The following is a 19909-nucleotide window of genomic DNA, read 5'->3' as shown; positions in this document are numbered from 1 at the left end:
CAGGGGCTCCGACGCATGACGAAATGCTGACGTCGCCCTCCCCCGGAGGCGGACGTCGGCACCCGGCGGCGCCCCGGGGTGGCTGGATCTGACGGTTCGGTGACGGAGCGCGCCACAACGGCCGACGGGGCAGGTCACCGGCATAGCGTGAGGCCGTGAAGCTCCCCCTCCGCACCGATGACCCGACCCTTCGTACCCCGGACGGCGACGAGCGGACCGGCCGCCGCCGGGATGTGCTCGCCGCCGTTGCCGCCGCGCTCCTCTTCTCCGTCGCGGCCGTCGTCGGCACCCTGATCCAGCGGACCGACCACACCCTGTACGTCGACTGGGCGCCGCTGTACGCCGACTGGCTGCCCCACGCGGGCCCCGGCACGCCCGCCGCCGTGGCCCTCGCCGTGGCCGTCGTCGCCCACGGCCCGCGGATCGCGGCGACGCTGCCGTGGCGTCGGCTGCTGTGGGCGGGCTGGGCGACCGCGATGGCCTGGACCTGGGCGCTGGCGCTCGTCGACGGCTGGGGGCGGGGCGTGGCCGGGCGACTGACGCAGCGTCATGAGTATCTGCGCGGCCTCGACCGCTTCCAGGACGTCGGCGCCGCGCTCCGCGGCTTCACCGGGCACATCCTGATCACCCAGCCCGACCACTGGCCCGCGCACATCGCCGGACATCCGCCGGGCGCCGTGCTCACCTTCGTCGGGCTGGACCGCCTCGGGCTCGGCGGCGGCGGATGGGCGGGGGCGTTCTGCATCACCGCCGGAAGCTCGGCGGTGGCCGCCGTCCTGGTCGCGCTGCGCGCGCTGGGGCAGGAGCGCGCGGCGCGCACCGCCGCGCCCTTCCTCGTGCTTGCCCCGGCCGCGGTGTGGGTGGGGGCGTCGGCGGACGGCTATTTCGCGGCGGTCGCGGCCTGGGGGCTGGCGCTGCTCGCGCTGGCGGCGACCCGTGCGACCCGGGCGCCGGGCGCCGTCGCGCTGGCCGCCGGGCTGCTGCTCGGCCTCACCGCGTATGTGTCGTACGGGCTCACCCTCATGGCGCTGCCCGCCGCGGCCGTGCTGCTCCTCGCCCGTACGGTGCGGCCGCTGCCGTACGCGCTGGCCGGGACGTCGGTGGTGGCAGGCGCGTTCACCCTGGCCGGTTTCGCCTGGTGGGAGGGGTACGACCTGCTGGTCGAGCGCTACTACCAAGGGGTCGCGGCGGATCGCCCGTACGGCTATTGGGTGTGGGCCAACCTGGCCAACGCGGCGATCGCGGCCGGTCTCGCCTCCGTCGCCGGGGCCCGCCGGGCGGTGGGGGCGGCGCCGGGGGCGGTACGGCGGCTGCGCCGCGGGGGTCTGGGCGGTGAGGTCGGGACGGATGGGCTCGTGGTGCTCGTGCTCGCCGCATTGCTCGCGCTGGCCACCGCCGATCTGTCCGGGATGAGCAAGGCCGAAACGGAGCGCATCTGGCTGCCGTTCGTGCTCTGGCTGCTTCCGGCCGCCGCCCTCCTTCCCGCCCGTGACCTGCGCCGCTGGCTGGCGGTGCAGGCGGGTCTCGCGCTGCTGGTGAACCATCTGCTGCTGACCGGTTGGTGAGTGTCCGTCGGTGAGTAGCCGATGTGAAGAGCAGGTGATACTTCTGTGATACTGAGCGGGGCACACAACTGAACCGTTGCCAGGGGGCGGGACCCGTTGAAGGCGTTGAAGACCTTGAAGGCATCACAGTCCTTGAAGGCGTTGAAGGCATTATCGGCGCGGAACGCCTATGGCATGGCCGCGCCCCTGGGCGCGCTCACGGCCGTGGCCGTGGTCGTGGCGCTGCTCATCGCCCTGACCTCGCCGGGGGATACGAGCGGCGCGGTGGACGGCAGCGTCCAGGCCGCCGCCCCCGTGCCGCGAGCGGACAAGGCCCCCAGAGGCACCAAGAAGAAGAACAAGTACGCCGACTGGGACGGCAAGGTGAAGGTGATCGGGGACGGCTCGACGTCCTACACCGGCCCCCAGCCGAAGCAGCCGAAGATCGAGAAGCTGAAGCCGGGGCAGAAGCCCCCACAGTTCGTGGTCTTCTCCTGGGACGGCGCGCTGGAGAACGGCGATCACCTCTTCTCCCGCTTCCGCCAGGTCGCCAAGGAGAGCGACGCCCAGATGACGTTCTTCCTGAGCGGCATGTATCTGCTGCCCAAGTACAAGAGCAGCCTCTATCGGCCGCCGATGCACAAGCAGGGCGCGGCCGCCATATCCTTCCCCACGGATGAGCACATACGCGAGACGCTGGAGCAGCTGCGCGGGGCGTGGCTGGAGGGCAATGAGATCGGCTCGCACTTCAACGGGCATTTCTGCGGCTCCAAGGGCGGCGGCGAGTGGACCACCCGGCAGTGGAAGAGTGAGACCGAGCAGGCGTACTCCTTCGTGAAGAACTGGAAGACCAATACCGGTTTCACCGACATCGAACCGCTGCCCTTCGACTACGACGAGGAACTGGTCGGCGGCCGCGCCCCCTGCCTCGAAGGACAGAAGAATCTGATCCCGGCGATCAAGTCGATGGGCTGGCGCTACGACGCGAGTTCTCCGGGCGACTTCCAGATCTGGCCGTCCAAGATCGACGGCATCTGGAACTTCCCGCTCCAGCTGGTGCCGTACCCGGAGAGCGAGAAGCAGGTCCTCTCCATGGACTTCAATTTCCTCTTCAACCAGTCCGGCGACAGCACCGAGGGCGATCCGGCGAAGTACGCCGAATGGGAGCGGCTGACCCGAGAGGGCTATCTGAACGGTTTCGAACGCGTCTACAACGGCAGCCGGGCACCCCTGTTCATCGGCAACCACTTCGAAACCTGGAACGGCGGCATCTATATGCAGGCCATCGAAGACGTGATGCGCAGCGTGTGCAAGCGCCAGGGCGTGCGGTGCGTTTCGTTCAAGCAGCTCGCGGACTGGCTGGACGCCCAGGATCCGAAGGTCCTGGACAAGCTGCGGATGCTCGACCCGGCGGAATCGCCGGACTGGAAGTCGTACACCAAGTAGTCATACGGCGGGAAGCAAAAGCCCGGCCCGGTGCGTCGAACGGAACGCACCGGGCCGGGCTTTTATCTGTCTCCCGGCTACTTCTTGCCCGCGCCCGCCATATAGCGCGTCCAGATGTCCAGGGGATAGGTGTCGCTCGCCTTTCCGGTGGCGTCTCCGCCCATTCCCTTCAGCGGCAGCAGTTCCTGGGTCTTGGGGTCCACCCGCGACAGCGACACGGCCGTGGACACCTCATCGGTGTAGCCCACGAACCAGGACGACGTGCCGTCCTGCGCCGTGCCCGTCTTCCCCGCCGTATCGGGCCCGACCACGGCCGCCGCCTGCCCGGTGCCGCCCTGGACCGCGCCGTGCAGCGCGTCGTCCACCTGCGCCGCCACCTGGGCGCTGAACGCCCGCTTGGCGCGGTCCTTGCGCAGGGCGAACTTCTCGCCGTTACGGGTCAGTCCGCTCACGGAGAACGGCGGCACATGGGTGCCGTTCGCGGTGAACGTCGCGTAGGCGCTGGCCATCCGGATGGAGCTGGGCGTCGCGGTGCCGAGCGAGAACATGGGCACCCGCGCGCCGAAGCTGCTGGGCAACAGCCCCGCGTCGATGGAGGCCTGGCGGACGCGGTCGAGGCCGACGTCCATGCCGAGCTGCATCATCGGGGTGTTGATGGACTGGACGATCGCCTGGCGCAGGCTGACCTGCCCATAGGACTGCTCGCCGTCGTTCTCGCCCCGCACGATCTTGCCGCTGCGGTCCCAGTAGGGCCCCTCGGGGGTTTTCACGGCGACCTTGTTGTTGCCGTCGTAGAGCGTGGTGGGGGCGACGGGCGTCCGGGGGCTGTTCCGCTCCTTGAGCACGCCGTCGCGCAGCGCCGCCGCGTAGACGAAGGGTGTGAAGGCGGTACCGGCCGGGACGACGGAGGCGTTCGCGTCGTTGAAGCCCTGTTCCAGATAGCCGGGGCCGCCGTACAGCGCCTCGATGCGCCCGCCCGGCGTCACGGAGGCGGCGCCGATGCGTACGTACCGGTCCTCCCGGCGGTTCTTGGGGTCGAGGCCGTCGCGGGTCTTCTTCACCGAGGCGGCGAGCGCCTTGACCTTCGACTTCTCGAAGGTGGTGTGGATCTGATAGCCACCCAGGTCGAAGTCGGCGTCGGAGATGTCGGTGTGGGAACCCACATACGCCTTCGCGGTCTCCACCAGATAGCCGACCTGTCCGGTGAGCCCGGCCGGACGGGGTGCCGGATGGGGGTCGGGGAAGGTGGTGTACTTCGCCCGCTCGGCCTTGGAGAGCTTTCCGATGTCGACCATCCGGTCCAGCACCCATTTCCAGCGCTCGACCGCCCGTGTGTGGTTCTTGGCGCTGAGCGTCGGGTCGAAAGTTCCGGCGCCCTTGAGCAGTGAGGCGAGCATCGCGCCCTCGCTCGCGTTGAGCCGGGAGACGTCCTTGCCGTAGTAGGCGTAGGAGGCCCGCTGAATGCCGTAGGTGCCGCGCCCGAACCAGCTGGTGTTCAGATAGCGTTCGAGAATCTCCTGCTTGCTCATCCGGTCGTCGAGCTTGATGGCCATGAACATCTCGGTGAGCTTGCGGGAGAACGTCTGGCGCTGATTCAGATAGGCGTTCTTCACATACTGCTGGGTGATGGTCGAGCCACCCTGGGTCTCACCGCCCGTCACCATCCGGGTCACGGCGCGCATCAGACCGCTCGGGGAGATGCCGCTGTCCGAGTAGAAACTGGCGTTCTCGGCGGCGAGGATCGCCCACTGGACCTTTTCCGGCACCTTGGACAACGCCACCTCCTGACGGTTGACCGGGCCCGTGCGGGCCATCTCGGAGCCGTCGGCCCAGTAGTAGACGTTGTCCTGCTGGGTGGCGAAGTCGTTGAGGTTCTTGGGTATCTCGGTCTGCATGTAGAGAAAGCTCAGGACACCGGTCAGACTCCCGAGGCAGAACACGAAGAGGAGACCCATCTGACGCCACGACGGCAGCCACCGCCGCGCGCCCCGCCTCCCGGCCCGGGGGTAGTCGATCCGGATATGGCGGGCCGCCCAGCGACGCAGCTGCAACCTGCGCCCGGCCGACGACGGCGGCGGCTTACGGTGTGCGTTACGGCGGTGCTTCCCCATGGCATTGTTGCTGCCCAGCACGTGTGTTCCCCCACGCTCGCTCCGCGCGCGGGCGCGGCACAAAGGTGTGATCTTCCATCCCCCCAGACCACACGACCTTATTCTCCCTTCCGAACATCTGTCGCCACAGGGCCCCAAAATTTTGTAACAGTGCAGATATTCCGCAACTCACCGCCCTGCCACGGCCGTCGGAGACCGTGAAGGCGGGCGACCGGGGGCGCACGGAGGGGCGTAGCGTGACACCCCGAAGCTCAAATGAACCTCTGAACCACAAGCGCCGTGGATTCGTCCTCTCCCCCGGGGGTCATTACCCCGACAGGTGAGAACGTCCGGCATGGGACCGGCAGGAGAAGGGGGAGCCATGACGCGCCTCGGTACCGGAATCGGCTGGCGACCGGAAATCGCCGAGGACATCGCGCGCCTGCCCGGCATCGACTGGGTGGAGGTGGTGGCCGAGAACGTCTGCCCCGGCCATGTGCCGGACGCGCTGCTGCGGCTGCGCGAGCGCGGTACGACGGTGGTCCCGCACGGCGTCTCGCTCGGCCTCGGCGGCGCCGAGCGGCCGGATCCCGAGCGGCTGAGCGCCCTCGCGGAGCGGGCGGAGGCGCTGGGCTCGCCGCTGGTCACCGAGCACATCGCGTTCGTACGGGCCGGGGGGCCACTGGCCGGGTCGCCCGCCATCGAGGCCGGGCATCTGCTGCCGGTGCCGCGCACCCGGGACGCGCTGGACGTGCTGTGCGAGAACGTGGCGATGGCCCAGGAGGCGCTGCCGGTGCCGCTCGCGCTGGAGAACATCGCGGCACTGATCTCCTGGCCCGGCGAGGAGATGACCGAGGGGCAGTTCCTGGCCGAACTGGTCGAGCGGACCGGCGTGCGGCTGCTCATCGACGTCGCCAACCTGCACACCAACCACGTCAACCGGGGCGAGGACCCGGCCAAGGCGCTGGACGAGCTGCCGACCGAGGCCATCGCGTACGTCCATGTGGCGGGCGGCGTCGAACGGGACGGGGTGTGGCACGACAGCCACGCCCACCCGGTGACGCAGCCGGTGCTCGACGTGCTCGCCGAGCTGTGCGCCCGTACGACGCCGCCCGGGGTGCTGCTGGAGCGGGACGAGGACTTCCCGGCGGCCGAGGAGCTGGCGGGCGAGCTGGACGCGATCCGCGCGGTGACGGCGGCCGGGGTGACGGCCGCCGATGCCGGGACCACGTCGAAGCACGTCCCGAACGGAAACGACATACCGGACATCGATGGCGCGCGGGAGCGGCTGGCGCGCGCCCAGACCGCGCTGCTGTCGGCGCTCGTCGCGGGCGCCCCGGCGCCGGAGGGCTTCGACCGGCAGCGGCTGGGGGTCCAGAGCCGGGCGCTGACGTCCAAGCGGGCCGGGGTGGTCGCCAAGGTCGCCCCCGAGCTGCCGGAGATCCTGGGCGACGGCTACCGGCGGGCGTTCGAGGGGTACGCCGACGGCCGCCCGATGACCGGCGGCTACCGCCGCGACGCGATGGCGTTCGTCGAGCATCTGCTGGCGGCCGGTGACGTCCGGGACGCGGCGACGCGGCGTCGGCTGACGCTGTGGTGGCAGGAGCGCTCCGGGCCCGCCCCGCTGTCCTCGCACCCGCTGGCGCGCTTCGCCCGCCGGGCCCGGCTCGTGCTGAGCGGAGGGTGAGCGCGGGCGTACGCGGCGATCAGCATTCGGCACCTGAATCGCGCATTTCGCGAAATCTCTGGCGTGGAAGCGGTCGGGTCCAGTAGAACTCGGCCATGTTGTGGGTCCTGTTCCTGCTCGTCGCGTGGGGCTCGGCGGTGGTCAGCTGCACCCGCCTGTGCCTCGCCGCGGTCGCGGCCGCCCAACCGATGGAAGCCACCGCCGGTCCGCGATCGGACGGGCGGCCCCTGAGCCTGTACGAGGCGGCGTTCCTGGCGGGCGGGCCGCGGCGGGTGGTCGATCTCGCCCTGGTGTCGATGTCCCGTGAGCGCCGACTGCTGCTCGCCCACACCGGCTGGGTCACCGTCGTGGACCCGGACGGCCGGGACGATCTCGAACGCTCGGTCATCGCCGCGATAGGCCCGCGGGGCCAGTCCCCCGTGCCGCCGGTCCGCACCGCGCTGGCCACCGCCGACCCGGTGCGGGCGCTGGCCGACCGGCTGGTGGCGGCGGGGCTCGCGGTGCCCGCGGGGGCCCGCGCGAACGTGGCGGCCGCGGTACGGCAGGTGCGGGTGGCGTGCGGCGTGGTCCTGCTGACGGGCGTGATCGCGCTGCTGATGGTGCCGCCCGCGTCGGGCCCGGGACCGGCACTGGCGTGGTTCGCGCTTCCGCTGCTCCTGACCGCCAGCTGCCTGGTGATCGCGCGGGTCGAGGTGCATCCGTACTCGCGCTGGGCCTCCCCCGCCGGGCAGCAGCTGCTGAGCCGGATCGATGTGCCGCCCCGGCGGCCCGTCGCCCAGCGCACCGGGGGCGGGGCCGACGAGGAGCCCGACGACGGCGAGCTGCTCACCGCCCTCGCGGTCCACGGCACGGCCGCCCTGCCCGATCCGGCGCTGCGCGCGGCGCTGAGGGCGCATTGGGGTCATTGACCCGACACCTTGGGGTCCAATGGCCCCGACACCGCGGCCCGGTGCTTTACATGGCCAATCACCCCACCAAGTATCCCCTTTGTTGCGTGATGTGCGGAGGGATGGCTTGTGAGAGCAGCAGCGCTGTACGGCATCCTCGGGCCGCTGTCCCTGTCCCTGGCCATGACGGCGCTGCTCGCCACCCCCGCCACCGGCAGACCGCTCGCCGCGCCGCCGCCCACACACCCCACCGCCGTGGCCGCCGCCGGGCCCCCGGCGCCGACCGCCGTCGCGGCGGCGGCGCCCGCCTGGACTGCCTCGTTCGGCTCCCCCGCCTCCGCCGTGCTGGCCTCCCCCGCGCTGGCCGTGCCCCGGGGCGGCGCCGCCGAGGCCCGCGGGGTGATCGTGGCGGCCCGGGAGGCGGCCGCCCGGGGCATCGCCTTCGGCCGCTGCCCGAGCTCCGAAGAGCTGTCGTCGGACGTTCGCTGCGGCACCGTCTCCGTGCCGCTGAACTACGCGCGGCCGCACGGCAAGCACATCCGTCTCACCGTCAGCCGCGTCCGCGCCTCCGGGCCCAAGGCCCGGCGGCAGGGCGCGCTGGTCTACAACCCGGGCGGGCCGGGCGCGTCCGGCATGACGTTCCCCGAGTACGCCGCCGAGGACGGCTTCCGCAAGACGGCCGCGGCCTACGACTTCGTCGGCTACGCGCCCCGCGGAGTCGGCCGCTCCGCACCGGTGTCCTGCCAGCGCCCGGCGGCCTTCGCAAAGACGCCGACCAGCTCCCCGCAACACCCCTCCGCGGCGTATCTGCGGGCGATGGTGGCGCGGGCGCGCGCGTACGCCCGGGGCTGTGTGCGCCGTACGGGGGCGGCCCTGCGGCACATCACCACGCTGAACAACGCCCGCGACCTCGATGTCCTGCGCGCCGCGCTCGGCGAGAAGCGGCTCACCTTCGTGGGCGCCTCGTACGGCACGTACTACGGCGCCGTGTACGCGACGCTCTTCCCCCGCCATGTCCGCCGCATGGTGTTCGACAGCGTGGTCAACCCCGGCCCCTGGCAGATCTGGTACCGCAACAACCTGGACCAGTCCCTGGCCTTCGAGCGGCGCTGGGCCGACTGGCGCCGCTGGGCCGCCCGGCACCACGCCGTCTACCACCTCGGCGCGACCCCCGCCCGGGTCCTCGCCGCGTACCGGAAGGCGGCCCACCGCCTGGCGCGGAAACCGGCGGGCGGCCGCGTCGGCACCGGGGAGCTCCAGGACGCGTTCGTGCGGGCGGGCTACAACGACGCCTACTGGGACCCCAGCGCCCGGGCCCTCGCCGCCTATCTGCGCGGCAATCCCCGGCCGCTGATCGCGCTGGCCGCGTCCGAATCCGGGGACGCGGTGGCCGACGAGAACGCCAACGCCGTCTACACCGCCGTGGAGTGCAACGACGCGCCCTGGCCGCGCCGCTGGGCGAGCTGGAACCGGGAGAACACCGCCCTCGCGCGCCGGGCGCCCTTCGAGACCTGGGACAACGTGGCGATGAACCTGCCCTGCGCCTACTGGCCGCTGGGGCACGACACCCCCATGGACGTGACCGCCCGGCCGGGGCTGCCGCCGGTGCTGCTGCTGGCGGCCGAACGGGACGCGGCCACTCCGTACGCGGGCGCCAAGGCGCTGTGGCGCAGACTCCCCGGCGCCTCCCTGGTGACCGAGCGGAAGGCCGGTACGCACGGCCTGTGGGGCGGCCCGAACGCCTGCGTCAACCGCAAGGTCGACACGTATCTGCTGACCGGCAGGACGCCGGGCCGGACGGCCTCCTGCGCACCGCGCCCGGCACCGGAGCCGCGCCCGGCCCCGGTGCCCGAGTCCGGCAAGCAGCCCGCGCTCCCCGGCGGCCCGGGAGGGTCCGGGGCGCCCGGGATGCCGTGACGGTCGGGCTCGTTGCGGTCAGGCCAGACCGGCGACCAGCTCGGAGACCGGCTTGCGCCGCCCGGTGTAGAACGGCACCTCCTCGCGCACATGACGGCGCGCCTCGGAGGCGCGCAGATGGCGCATCAGGTCGACGATCCGGTGCAGCTCGTCCGCCTCGAAGGCCAGGATCCACTCGTAGTCGCCGAGGGAGAACGACGCGACGGTGTTGGCGCGCACATCGGGGAAGCCCCGCGCCATCTTGCCGTGGTCCGCGAGCATCGTGCGGCGCTCCTCGTCGGGCAGCAGGTACCACTCGTAGGACCGCACGAAGGGGTAGACGCTGACGTAGTCGCGCGCGTTCTCGTCCGCGAGGAACGCGGGGATGTGCGACTTGTTGAACTCCGCCGGGCGGTGCAGCGCCATGTTCGACCACACCGGCTCCAGGGCGCGGCCGAGCCGGGTGCGGCGGAAGAGGTTGTACGCCTCCTGAAGCGCGTCGGAGGTCTCCGAGTGCCACCAGATCATGACGTCCGCGTCCGCCCGCAGCCCCGAGACGTCATAGGTGCCGCGCACGGTGACGTCCTTGGCGGCGAGCTGTGCGAAGAGCTGCTCGACCTCGTCGGCGTAGCCGGTGCGGTCCTCCGGCAGCACGTCGCGCAGCCGGAACACCGACCACAGGGTGTAGCGGATGACCTCGTTGAGGTCCTTGGCCTTCTTCCCCGCGTTGGGCGCCTTGGGCGACGGGACGCTCTGGGGCGTGTCGGGGGTCTCGGGAGCAGCAGTCATGGTGCCTATTCTCGCTCTCCGCCGACGGCGCCCGCCGCCAGGGTCGCCGTCAGCAGCTCATCGGCGGCCGTGCGGGCGGATCCGATGCACGCGGGGATGCCGACGCCGTCGTAGACCGCGCCGCACACCCGCAGCCCGGGCAGCTTGGCGACCTCCGCGCGGATCCGGGCGACCCGGTCGAGATGGCCGACCGGGTACTGCGGCAGCCCGCCGTCCCAGCGGCTCACCCGGGTCGCCACCGGCCGGGCGTCGAGGCCGGTGGCCGCGCCGAGATCGGCGAGCGACATCCCTACCAGATCGGCGTCGTCGCGCTTCAGGTGCTCCTCGTCCTCGAACCGCCCGATCGAGGTACGCAGCACGAAGAGATCGGGGGCGGCGTCCCGGAGCCAGCCCCACTTGCGGCTGGAGAACGTGGCCGCCTTGATCGTGTGGCCGTCGACCGGCGGGACCAGGAAGCCGCTGCCGTCGGCGAGCGACACCACGTCGTCGCGGCGGAATGCCATGGTGATCAGCGCCATGGAGGCGTAGTCGACGGTGGCCAGCTCGGCGGAGGCGGCCGGGGAGTCGGCCGCCAGCAGCCGGGCGGCGGCGGGCGCGGGGGCCGCCACCACGACCGCGTCGGCCCGCAGCACCTCGTCGTCGGTGACGACGGTCCAGCCGTCGGCGGTCCGCCGCAGTTCTCGTACCGGCGCGCCGGTGCGGATGTCGCCGCCCGATGCCCGTACGGCGTCGGCCACCGCGAGCGGCAGCCGCCCGATGCCGCCGTCGATGCCCATGAACACCGGCCCGGCCCCGCCCTGCCGCTGGGCGGCCCGCTCGGTCAGCTCCCGGACCCCCTCGGCCAGCGGGCGGTTCGCGCGGGCCAGTTCGAAGAGGGTGGGCACCGCGGCCCGCATCGAGGTGCGGTACACATCCCCCGCATACACCCCGCCGAGCAGCGGCTCGACCAGCCGGTCCACGACCTCCCGGCCGAGCCGGGCCGCGATGAACTCGCCGAGCGCCACGTCCTCGCCGACCGGTGTGGGCGGCAGCTCCGCGTCACGGGCGATGCGCGCCAGCCCCTCGTCCGAGATCACCCCGGACGCGGCGAGCGGCGCCGGATCGCCGGGCACGCCCATCACATGGCCCTTGGGCATCGGCCGCAGCGTGCCGCGCGTCCACAGGGAGGCGGTCGCGGTCGCGGGCGGCTGGAGCCGCTCGCCGAGGCCGACGGCGCGCGCCAGCTCCACCGCCTCCGGGCGCCGGGCGAGCATCGATTCGGCGCCCAGGTCCACGGCGACGCCCTCGATCTCGCCCGCGCACAGCTTGCCGCCCAGCCGCCCCGACGCCTCCAGCACCGTCACCCGCGCCCCGCCCGCCTGGAGCCGGTGGGCGGCCGCGAGGCCCGAGATCCCGCCACCGATGACGACGGCATGGCCGGTGTGCCCCGGGGGCGGGGAGGTCACTGCGCTCATGCCCCCACTCTCTCACCCGCCCCCAGGGGGTGATGGGCCGAGGCCGTGGCGAGGTCGGCCTCGATGCGGGCGGCGGCGGTCCGCAGCGCCGGAAGCAGCTCCTTGACGGCTGCCTCCGCGCTGCCGCGGCCCGCGTGGGTGGCGATGTTGAGCGCGGCCACCACCTGGCGGTCCGCGTCCCGGACGGGCACCGCCAGCGACCGCAGCCCCTCCTCCAACTCCTCGTCCACCAGGGCGTATCCGTCCCTCCCGGTCCGCTCCAGGACGCGGGCCAGCTCGGGCACGGCGGTCACGGTGTGCCGGGTCAGCGGCGTGGGGTCGAGCCCGGCGAGATACGCGGCGCGCTCACCCGGGTCCAGCCCGGCGAGCAGCACCCGGCCCATGGAGGTCGCGTAGGCGGGGAAGCGGGTGCCGATGGTGATGTTGACGCTCATGATCCGCACGGTCGGTACGCGCGCCACATACCGGATGTCGGCGCCGTCGAGGACCGCCAGGGACGCCGACTCGTGGACGGTGCGGACGAGTTCGCGCATATGGGGCTGGGCCAGCTCGGTGAACGACAGGTCGCCCAGCGGTGCGTACCCCAGCTCCAGCACCCGCGGCAGCGGGCGGAAGACCCGGCCGTCGGCCTCCGCGTACTCGGCGTATCCCAGCTCGACGAGGGTCAGCAGGGAGCGGCGCGCGGTGGCCCGCGGCAGCCCGGTGATCTCGGCGACGGCGGTGAGCGTGCGCCCGTGCCGCGCGCCGTCGCCCTCCTCCCCCTCCCCCGGCGTACCCAGCGCCCGCAGCACGGTGAGTCCGCGCGCGAGCGACTGGAGATAGCCGGCCCCCAGCTCCCGCTTGGCCGCCCGCGCCGGATCCTCCGCACCGGGCCCGGCCACCGGGTCCTGGGCATCGGGCCCGGCCTCGGGTGCGGCGGGCCCGGCCTCCGGTGGGCGGCGGCGGGCGGGCGGGGACGCGAGGGCCGCCTCCATCGCCGGGACCTCCGCGCGCAGGGGGCCCAAGACGGCGGCCCGCAGCGAGGCCACGTCATGGCGGCTGGTGTGGCTGACGACGTTCACCGCGCACACGGTGCGCCCCGATCCGTCCTGGACCGGAACGGAAACCGCCACCAGACCGGGCTCGATCAGCTGGTCGTCGGCCGCCCAGCCGGTCCGGGCGGCCTCCCGTACGCGCGCCTCGAACCCGGTGTCCGCGGCGGGCCGGTGACGCGGCGGAACGGCGGGGAAGGCCGCGTCGAGGGGGTCGGCGGCGCGGCGGGCGCGCCAGGCCGCCCACGCCCGCTCGTCCCACTCGGCGGCGAAGAGCGCACCCGGGGCGCAGCGCTCGGCGGGGAGCAGGTCGCCGATGCGGAAGGCGAGGGACATGGTGCGGCGGCGGGTGGCCTGGACGACGAAGCGCGCCCCGTCGCCGTCCGGCACGGCGACCGAGACCGATTCGTCGAGCCCGTCGGCGAGCCGCTCGGCGAACGGGCCGAGCGCGTCCGGCAGGCCGCTGGCGGCCAGGTAGGCGTTGCCCAGCTCCATGAGCCGGGTCGCGAGGCTGACGTCGCGCCCGTCGAGCCGCACATACCCCAGCTGTTCGAGCGTGCCCACGACGCGGTCGACGACGGACCGGGCGAGCCCGGTGCCGCGCACGAGATCGCCGGGCCGCACCGCGGCCTCACCCCGGTGCGCGGCCAGCCGCGTCAGCTCGCAGAGCACGGCGAGGCCGCGCTCGAGAGGACCGACGGGGCCATTGACAGGTGGGGACACCGGACCGAGACTCATCACAAGCTCGATTATGAACGAAGTTTCACTCCGCGAACAAGCGGGGATCCTCGCTTCATCGGATCCGGACGAAGGGACTTTCGATGCGCACGACGGTCGGGATCATCGGCGCGGGGCCCGCCGGGCTGCTGCTCGCCCGTCTGCTGCACCGCGCGGGGGTGGACTGCGTGGTGCTGGAGAGCCGGGACCGGGCCTATGTCGAGCAGCGGCAGCGGGCCGGAATCCTGGAGCAGGGCACCGTGGACGTGCTGCGGGAGTGCGGCGCGGCCGAGCGCCTGGACCGCGAGGGGCTGCCGCACCAGGGCATCGAGCTGCGCTTCGAGGGCCGCGGCCACCGCATCGACTTCCCCGCCGCCACCGGCGGCAAGTCGGTGACGGTCTACGCCCAGACGGAGATCGTCAAGGATCTGGTCCGGCTCCAGCTCGCCGACCCCGGGGGTCCTCCCCTGCTGTTCGAGGCCGAGGCCCTGGCGATCGAGAAGCCGGATTCCGGGGCCCCGGTCATCCGCTTCCGCCACGAGGGCCGGGAAGAGACGCTGAGCTGCGACTTCGTGGCGGGCTGCGACGGCTTCCACGGCATCGCCCGGCGCGCGGTCCCGGCCGACCGGGTCCGCACCTTCGAGCGCACCTATCCCTACTCCTGGCTGGGGGTGCTGGCCGATGTGCCGCCGTCCTGCGAGGAGTTGATCTACGCCCGCCATCAGCGCGGCTTCGCGCTGCACAGCATGCGCTCCCCGCAGGTCTCCCGGCTCTACCTCCAGGTGCCGAACGACACCGACCCCGCCGACTGGTCCGACGAGCAGATCTGGGACGAGCTGTCCGCCCGCTTCGCGCTCGACGGCGGCGATGGCGACAGCGGCTGGCGCCTGGAGCGGGGCCCGATCACCGCCACGTCGGTGACCCCGATGCGCAGCTTCGTGCAGGAGCCCATGCGCCACGGCCGCCTCTTCCTGGCGGGCGACGCGGCGCACATCGTGCCGCCGACCGGGGCCAAGGGGCTCAACCTCGCGGTCGGCGACGTGGTCACCCTGGCCCGCGCGCTCGCCCACCACCACACCACGGGGTCGACCGAGCTGCTGGACGGCTACTCCGCGACCTGCCTCGCCCGGGTGTGGCAGGCCGAGCGCTTCTCGTACTTCATGACGGACACCCTGCACCGCCGCCCGGAGCAGAGCCCGTTCGAGGACCGGCTCCAGATCGCCCAGCTGGACCGGATCGCCACCTCCCCCACCGCATCCGCCGAGCTGGCCGAGAACTACGTCGGCCTCCCGCTGTCATGACGGCCCCGACGGGCCCCCGGATCGGCCACCGCCCGGACACGGGGCGCCCGGACGCCGGGCGGTCGGTCGCGGGCCGGGTGCTGGCCGTGCTGGACGCGTTCGACGCCTCGCACCGGTCGCTGTCGCTCACCGCCCTCGCCCGGCGCGCCGGGCTGCCGCTGGCCACCGCGCACCGGCTGGTCGCCTCGCTCACCCGCTGGGGCGCCCTGGAGCGCGACGCCTCGGGGGCGTACCACATCGGGCTGCGCCTGTGGGAGGTGGCGACGCTGTCGCCGCGCGGGGTCGGGGTGCGCGAGGCGGCGCTGCCGTTCATGGAGGACCTGTACGAGGCCACCCATGAGAACGTTCAGCTGGCGGTGCGCGACGGCCTGGAAGTGGTCTACGTCGAGCTGATCTCCGGCCGCTCCGCGGTCCATGTGCGCACCCGGGTCGGCAGCCGCTGGCCGCTGCACGCCACGGGCGTCGGCCTGGTGCTGCTCGCGTACGGGCCGCCGGGTCTTGGCGAGCGGGTGTGCGCCCGGCCGATGCGCCGGTTCACCGAGCGGACCATTCAGGACCCGGCGCGGCTGCGGGCCACGCTCGCCGAGGTGCGGCGCACCGGGATCGCGGTCAGCGACCGGCAGATCACCATGGACGGGCTGTCCATCGCCGCCCCGGTGCGGGGTCCGCGCGGGGAAGTGGTGGCCTCGCTGTCGGTGGTGGTCCCGGCCGCGGAGGGCCGGGCGCCGGGGCTGATACCCGCGGTGCGGGTCGCCGCCCACGGTATATCCCGTACCCTCGCCGCCGCCTAGGGGGTGGCTTGTCGATCAGCCCGGCATGATCGGCAAGCCGCCGCATCGGGGCAAGAGTCCCTCGCCGAGGCTTCCGGCTGACGGAAGACCTGGATCTACCCCCTTGCCGGGGGTGCGTTCACGCCACATTCTGTGGGGCGCCACATTCCGTGGGGCACACCGCGCTCCGAGCTGGAACACCCAACGCCCGAGGGGGGCGCCCGAAGTGACCACCGAGGACACCGCCGCGCGGGAGCCGACGGCCCACCGCACCGGCTGGCAGCCGTACCACACGCTGTGGGCCATGCTGCTGGGCGGCTGGCTCTTCTCCTACGCCGACCGCACCATCACCGGCCCGGTGGTGACCTGGCTGATCGAGAACGACCACGGCATGCTGGGCTCCGCCAGCCATCCGCATGCCCTCGGCGGTCTGATCGGCAGCCTCTTCTTCGCGGGCTACATGCTCACCCAGTTCCCCGGCGGCTATCTCGGGGACCGCTTCGGGCATCGCACGATGCTCGCGGTCTCGCTGGTGTGGGCGGGGGTGGCGACCCTGGCCAGCGGGGTGGTGAGCGGGCTGATCGCGTTCGTCGTCCTGCGGGTGCTGACCGGGCTGGGCGAGGGCGTCTTCTACTCCAACGACCGCTCGCTGATCGCCCAGCGGACCCCGCCCGAGAAAACCAGTCTCGGCATGGGCGTCGCCATCACCGGGCTGTCGATCGGGCTGACGATCGCGACCATCAGCACGCCCTATCTGATCGACTGGGGCGCCCAGGTGTTCGGCCACGAGGACGCCTGGCGGATGCCGTTCCTGGTGCTGGGCGGCGCGACGCTCGCGTTCGGCTGGATCACCACGGTCTATCTGCGCCGCATCGGCGGCCCGCTCAAGGCCACCGGCTCCACCCTGCGGCTGCTGGGGATATCGGCGGTGCTGTGCGCGGCCGTCATGGCGGTCTATCTGATCGCCGACGGGGCGGGGATGCCGAGCTGGGGCGTGGCCGTCCTGGAATGCGTGCTCGCGTTCGTGCTGATCGGGGCGATCTTCGCCCGGCGCGGGTCGCGGCTCGGCTCCATCTCCCGGAACCGCAATGTGCTGCTGCTCAGCTTCGCCTTCATCGCGGTCATGTGGAACCTGTGGTTCTTCAGCTTCTGGTCGGTGTCGATCGTCGCCGACGCCGCCCACAGCTCCTTCCAGAACGCGGCGCTGGTCGCGACGTTCAACGCGGGCGCGGGCATCCTCGGGTTCCCGGTGGGCGGCCGCCTGTCGGACCTGGCGAAGGACCGGGGGTGGGGGCGGCGGCCGCTGCTGATCGCGTTCACCGTGGTCCAGGGCGTGCTGGTGCTGGTCTTCGCGGCCTATCTCCAGGCCCAGGAGAAGCCGTCCCTGCTGGTGATGTCCGTCCTGCTCTTCGTCACCAGCCTGTTCTTCAACGCCCTCCAGCCGATGGCGCACGCCCTGCTGAACGACGTGGTCGACGCGTCCGAGCGCGGTGCCGCCTTCGGCCTGTTCAACCTGGTCGGGGAGATAGGCGCGGTGATCAGCCCGGCGCTCAGCGGCACCCTGTTCGACCACTACGGCAGCTGGACGTCCGCCGTCTACATCGACGGCGCGCTGATGCTCACGAGTGCTGTTCTGTACGTCCTGGTACGCGAGCCCACCGCCCGCTCGTAGCCTGGCCCGTGACGGAGCGGGACATTCGGCGGCGAAGGGGCGGATTCGATGGCGGCAGCACGGCGGATGGTGGTCATCGGGGGCGACGCGGCGGGGATGTCCGCCGCGTCCCGGGCGCGCAGGCTCAGCAAGCGGGGTGAGCTGGAGATCCTCGCCTTCGAGCGCGGCCACTTCACGTCGTACTCGGCCTGCGGCATCCCGTACTGGGCCGGGGGCCTGGTGGCCGGCCCCGACGACCTCGTCGCCCGGACCCCGGAGGCACATCGCGGGCGCGGCATCGACGTCCGCCTCCGCAGCGAGGTCACCGAGATCGACGTCGCCGGGCAGCGGGTCCGGGTCCGGGAGCTGGACGCGTCCGGCGGCGCCGAGCGCTGGCACGGCTTCGACGACCTGGTCATCGCCACCGGCGCCCGCCCGCGCCGCCCCGCCATGCCCGGCATCGACGCGCCCGGGGTGCACGGGGTGCAGACCCTGGACGACGGGCGGGCGCTGCTGGAGACCCTGGAGGGCCGGACGGTCGAGCGGGCCGTCGTGGTCGGCGCCGGATACATCGGGGTGGAGATGGCCGAGGCGCTGACCCGCCGCGGCTGCCGGGTCACCGTCCTGGAGCGCGGCGAACAGCCGATGGCCACCCTCGACCCCGACATGGGGCGGCTGGTGCGGGAGGCGATGACCGGGCTCGGCATCGACACCGTGACCGGCGCGGAGGTCGCCGAGGTGCTGACCGGCGAGGACGGCCGGGTGCGCGGGGTGGCCACCAAGGTCAGCGAATACCCGGCCGAGCTGGTCGTCCTGGGCCTCGGGGTGGTCCCCGAGACCGGGCTCGCCCGGGAGGCGGGGCTGCCGCTGGGCGCGTCGGGCGGGCTGCTCACCGACCTGGCCATGCGGGTCCGCGGCCACGCCAACATCTGGGCGGGCGGCGACTGCGTGGAGGTCCTCGACCTGGTGTCCGGCCGCACCCGGCACATCCCGCTGGGCACCCACGCCAACAAGCAGGGCCAGGTCATCGGCACCAACATCGGCGGCGGCTACGCCACGTTCCCCGGCGTGGTCGGCACCGCGGTCAGCAAGGTCTGCGATCTGGAGATCGCCCGCACCGGGCTGCTGGAGGCCCAGGCGGAGGAGGTCGGGCTGCGCTTCCACGCCGTCACCGCGGAGTCGACCAGCCGCGCCGGGTACTACCCGGACGCCCGCCCGATGACGGTGAAGGTGCTCGCCGAGCGCCGCACGGGGCGGCTGCTCGGCGCGCAGATCGTCGGCCGGGAGGGCGCGGGCAAGCGCGTGGACATCGCGGCGGTCGCGCTGACCGCCGGGATGACGGTCGAGCAGGTGGCGTCGCTGGACCTGGGGTACGCCCCGCCGTTCTCCCCCGTGTGGGACCCGGTGCAGGTGGCGGCGCGCAAGGCGGCGGCCGTCGTACGGGAGGCGGCGGACCGGTAACGGCCCGCCGCCGGTGCATCGGCCCGGTACGTCCGGCCGGGGCGTCAGCGCGCGGTGTGGGTGTGGACGTACTCGACGAGCCGGGTCAGGGCGTCCGGGTCGGTGGTGGGCAGCACGCCGTGGCCGAGGTTGAAGATGTGCCCCTCAAGACCCTGGGCCGCGTCCAGCACCTCGGCGGCCTTGGCCTCCACGGCCTCGCGCGGCGCGAACAGCACGGCGGGGTCGAGGTTGCCCTGGAGCGCCTTGCCGGGGCCCACCCGCCGGGCGGCCTCGTCCAGCGGCACCCGCCAGTCGGCGCCCACGACGTCCGCGCCCGCCTCGCCGAGCAGGCCGAGCAGCTCGCCGGTGCCGACGCCGAAGTGGATGCGCGGCACGCCGTACCCGGCGACGGCCTCGAAGACCTTCGTGGAGGCGGGCATCACGCTGCGGCGGTAGTCGGACGGGGCCAGGGCGCCGACCCAGGAGTCGAAGAGCTGCACGGCCGAGGCGCCCGCCTCGATCTGCACCGTCAGGAAGGTGGCGGTGATGTCCGCGAGCCGGTCGAGCAGATCGGCCCACAGCTCCGGGTCGCCGTACATGAGCGCCTTGGTGTGCTCGTGGTTGCGCGACGGCCCGCCCTCGACCAGATAGCTGGCGAGCGTGAAGGGCGCGCCCGCGAAGCCGATGAGGGGGGTGGCGCCCAGTTCGCCGACGAGCGATCCGACGGCCTCGGTGACGTACTTCACATCGTCGGGGTCGAGCGGACGCAGCTGCTCCAGATCCGCGCGGCTGCGGATCGGACGCTCCACGACGGGGCCGACGCCGGGCTTGATGTCGAGGTCGATCCCGATCGCCTTGAGCGGCACCACGATGTCGCTGAAGTAGATCGCCGCGTCCACCCGGTGACGGCGCACCGGCTGGAGCGTGATCTCCGTGACCAGGTCGGGCCGCATGCAGGACTCCAGCATGGCGGTGCCCTCACGGACCTTCCGGTACTCCGGCAGCGAGCGCCCCGCCTGCCGCATGAACCACACCGGGGTGTGCGGCACCGGTTCGCGTCGACAGGCCCGGAGGAAGGCCGAATCGGCGCAGGGGTTCGCCGCCGGGCGGCCGGTCTGCTGCTGGCCCGAGGGCCGCTCTGTGGCGCTCATGCACCAAATCTTCGCACGGGCCGAACGAGTGACCCGCCAACCCGGGTGTTCCTCC

Annotated in this window: 14 protein-coding genes; 9 read left to right on the top strand and 5 right to left on the bottom strand. The window is 72.9% G+C overall.

Going from position 1 to position 19909, the window contains the following annotated elements; translation table 11 throughout:
• Positions 1-155: 155 nt before the first annotated feature.
• Both HYQ63_RS31915 and HYQ63_RS31910 read left to right on the top strand, forming a co-directional pair.
• Positions 156-1565: a hypothetical protein gene (locus HYQ63_RS31915; protein WP_179937261.1), complete on the top strand. Its 1410-nt coding sequence runs from the start codon at positions 156-158 to the stop codon at positions 1563-1565.
• Between the two features lie 174 nt (positions 1566-1739).
• A complete protein-coding gene (locus HYQ63_RS31910) occupies positions 1740-2990 on the top strand; it encodes a hypothetical protein (protein ID WP_257232272.1) in 1251 nt (416 codons plus the stop codon).
• A 77-nt stretch (positions 2991-3067) separates the two neighbouring features.
• Here the strand turns inward: HYQ63_RS31910 and HYQ63_RS31905 are convergent, their stop codons facing one another.
• Positions 3068-5101, bottom strand: coding sequence for a transglycosylase domain-containing protein (locus tag HYQ63_RS31905; protein ID WP_257232674.1), 2034 nt, complete (start codon positions 5099-5101; stop codon positions 3068-3070).
• A 361-nt stretch (positions 5102-5462) separates the two neighbouring features.
• Here HYQ63_RS31905 and HYQ63_RS31900 point away from each other — a divergent pair, with 361 nt between their 5' ends.
• The 3 genes from HYQ63_RS31900 (at position 5463) to HYQ63_RS31890 (ending at position 9571) form a co-directional block, all read left to right on the top strand.
• Positions 5463-6767 carry a DUF692 domain-containing protein gene (locus tag HYQ63_RS31900; RefSeq protein WP_179937259.1) on the top strand — a complete coding sequence of 435 codons (1305 nt, stop codon included), beginning with the start codon at positions 5463-5465 and terminating at the stop codon, positions 6765-6767.
• 95 nt (positions 6768-6862) lie between these two features.
• Positions 6863-7675 carry a TIGR04222 domain-containing membrane protein gene (locus HYQ63_RS31895; RefSeq protein WP_179937258.1) on the top strand — a complete coding sequence of 271 codons (813 nt, stop codon included), beginning with the start codon at positions 6863-6865 and terminating at the stop codon, positions 7673-7675.
• A gap of 108 nt (positions 7676-7783) precedes the next feature.
• Positions 7784-9571: an alpha/beta hydrolase gene (locus HYQ63_RS31890; RefSeq protein WP_179937257.1), complete on the top strand. Its 1788-nt coding sequence runs from the start codon at positions 7784-7786 to the stop codon at positions 9569-9571.
• Positions 9572-9589: 18 nt separating this feature from the next.
• Here the strand turns inward: HYQ63_RS31890 and hemQ are convergent, their stop codons facing one another.
• From hemQ to HYQ63_RS31875, 3 genes are read right to left on the bottom strand one after another with little or no spacing between them, the layout of a single operon-like run.
• Entirely contained in the window at positions 9590-10339 is a 750-nt protein-coding gene (gene hemQ / locus HYQ63_RS31885) for a hydrogen peroxide-dependent heme synthase (protein ID WP_179937256.1), read from the bottom strand.
• 5 nt (positions 10340-10344) lie between these two features.
• A complete protein-coding gene (gene hemG, locus HYQ63_RS31880) occupies positions 10345-11793 on the bottom strand; it encodes a protoporphyrinogen oxidase (protein WP_179937255.1) in 1449 nt (482 codons plus the stop codon).
• Positions 11790-13562 carry an IclR family transcriptional regulator C-terminal domain-containing protein gene (locus HYQ63_RS31875; RefSeq protein ID WP_179937254.1) on the bottom strand — a complete coding sequence of 591 codons (1773 nt, stop codon included), beginning with the start codon at positions 13560-13562 and terminating at the stop codon, positions 11790-11792. Before HYQ63_RS31875 ends, hemG begins: the two co-directional genes overlap by 4 nt.
• 83 nt (positions 13563-13645) lie before the next feature.
• Between HYQ63_RS31875 and HYQ63_RS31870 the strand changes: the two genes are divergently transcribed.
• The 4 genes from HYQ63_RS31870 (at position 13646) to HYQ63_RS31855 (ending at position 18724) form a co-directional block, all read left to right on the top strand.
• Positions 13646-14842, top strand: coding sequence for a 4-hydroxybenzoate 3-monooxygenase (locus HYQ63_RS31870; RefSeq protein ID WP_179937253.1), 1197 nt, complete (start codon positions 13646-13648; stop codon positions 14840-14842).
• Positions 14839-15633 carry an IclR family transcriptional regulator gene (locus HYQ63_RS31865; protein WP_257232271.1) on the top strand — a complete coding sequence of 265 codons (795 nt, stop codon included), beginning with the start codon at positions 14839-14841 and terminating at the stop codon, positions 15631-15633. Before HYQ63_RS31870 ends, HYQ63_RS31865 begins: the two co-directional genes overlap by 4 nt.
• A gap of 205 nt (positions 15634-15838) precedes the next feature.
• On the top strand, positions 15839-17284 hold the full coding sequence (locus HYQ63_RS31860) for an MFS transporter (protein ID WP_179937252.1): 1446 nt from the start codon (positions 15839-15841) through the stop codon (positions 17282-17284).
• Between the two features lie 48 nt (positions 17285-17332).
• Positions 17333-18724, top strand: a complete 1392-nt coding sequence (locus tag HYQ63_RS31855; RefSeq protein ID WP_179937251.1) for an FAD-dependent oxidoreductase — start codon at positions 17333-17335, stop codon at positions 18722-18724.
• 44 nt (positions 18725-18768) lie between these two features.
• Here HYQ63_RS31855 and hemE read toward each other — a convergent pair whose 3' ends face one another.
• Complete coding sequence (hemE, locus tag HYQ63_RS31850; protein ID WP_179937250.1) at positions 18769-19854, bottom strand: uroporphyrinogen decarboxylase; 1086 nt, start codon at positions 19852-19854, stop codon at positions 18769-18771.
• Between the last annotated feature and the right edge of the window lie 55 nt (positions 19855-19909).

The sequence above is a fragment of the Streptomyces sp. Rer75 genome, from assembly GCF_013414305.1.
GTDB classification, from domain to species: domain Bacteria; phylum Actinomycetota; class Actinomycetes; order Streptomycetales; family Streptomycetaceae; genus Streptomyces; species Streptomyces himastatinicus.
Note: the sequence above shows the minus strand (reverse complement) of the source record. Positions and strands in the feature narration are given on the sequence as shown.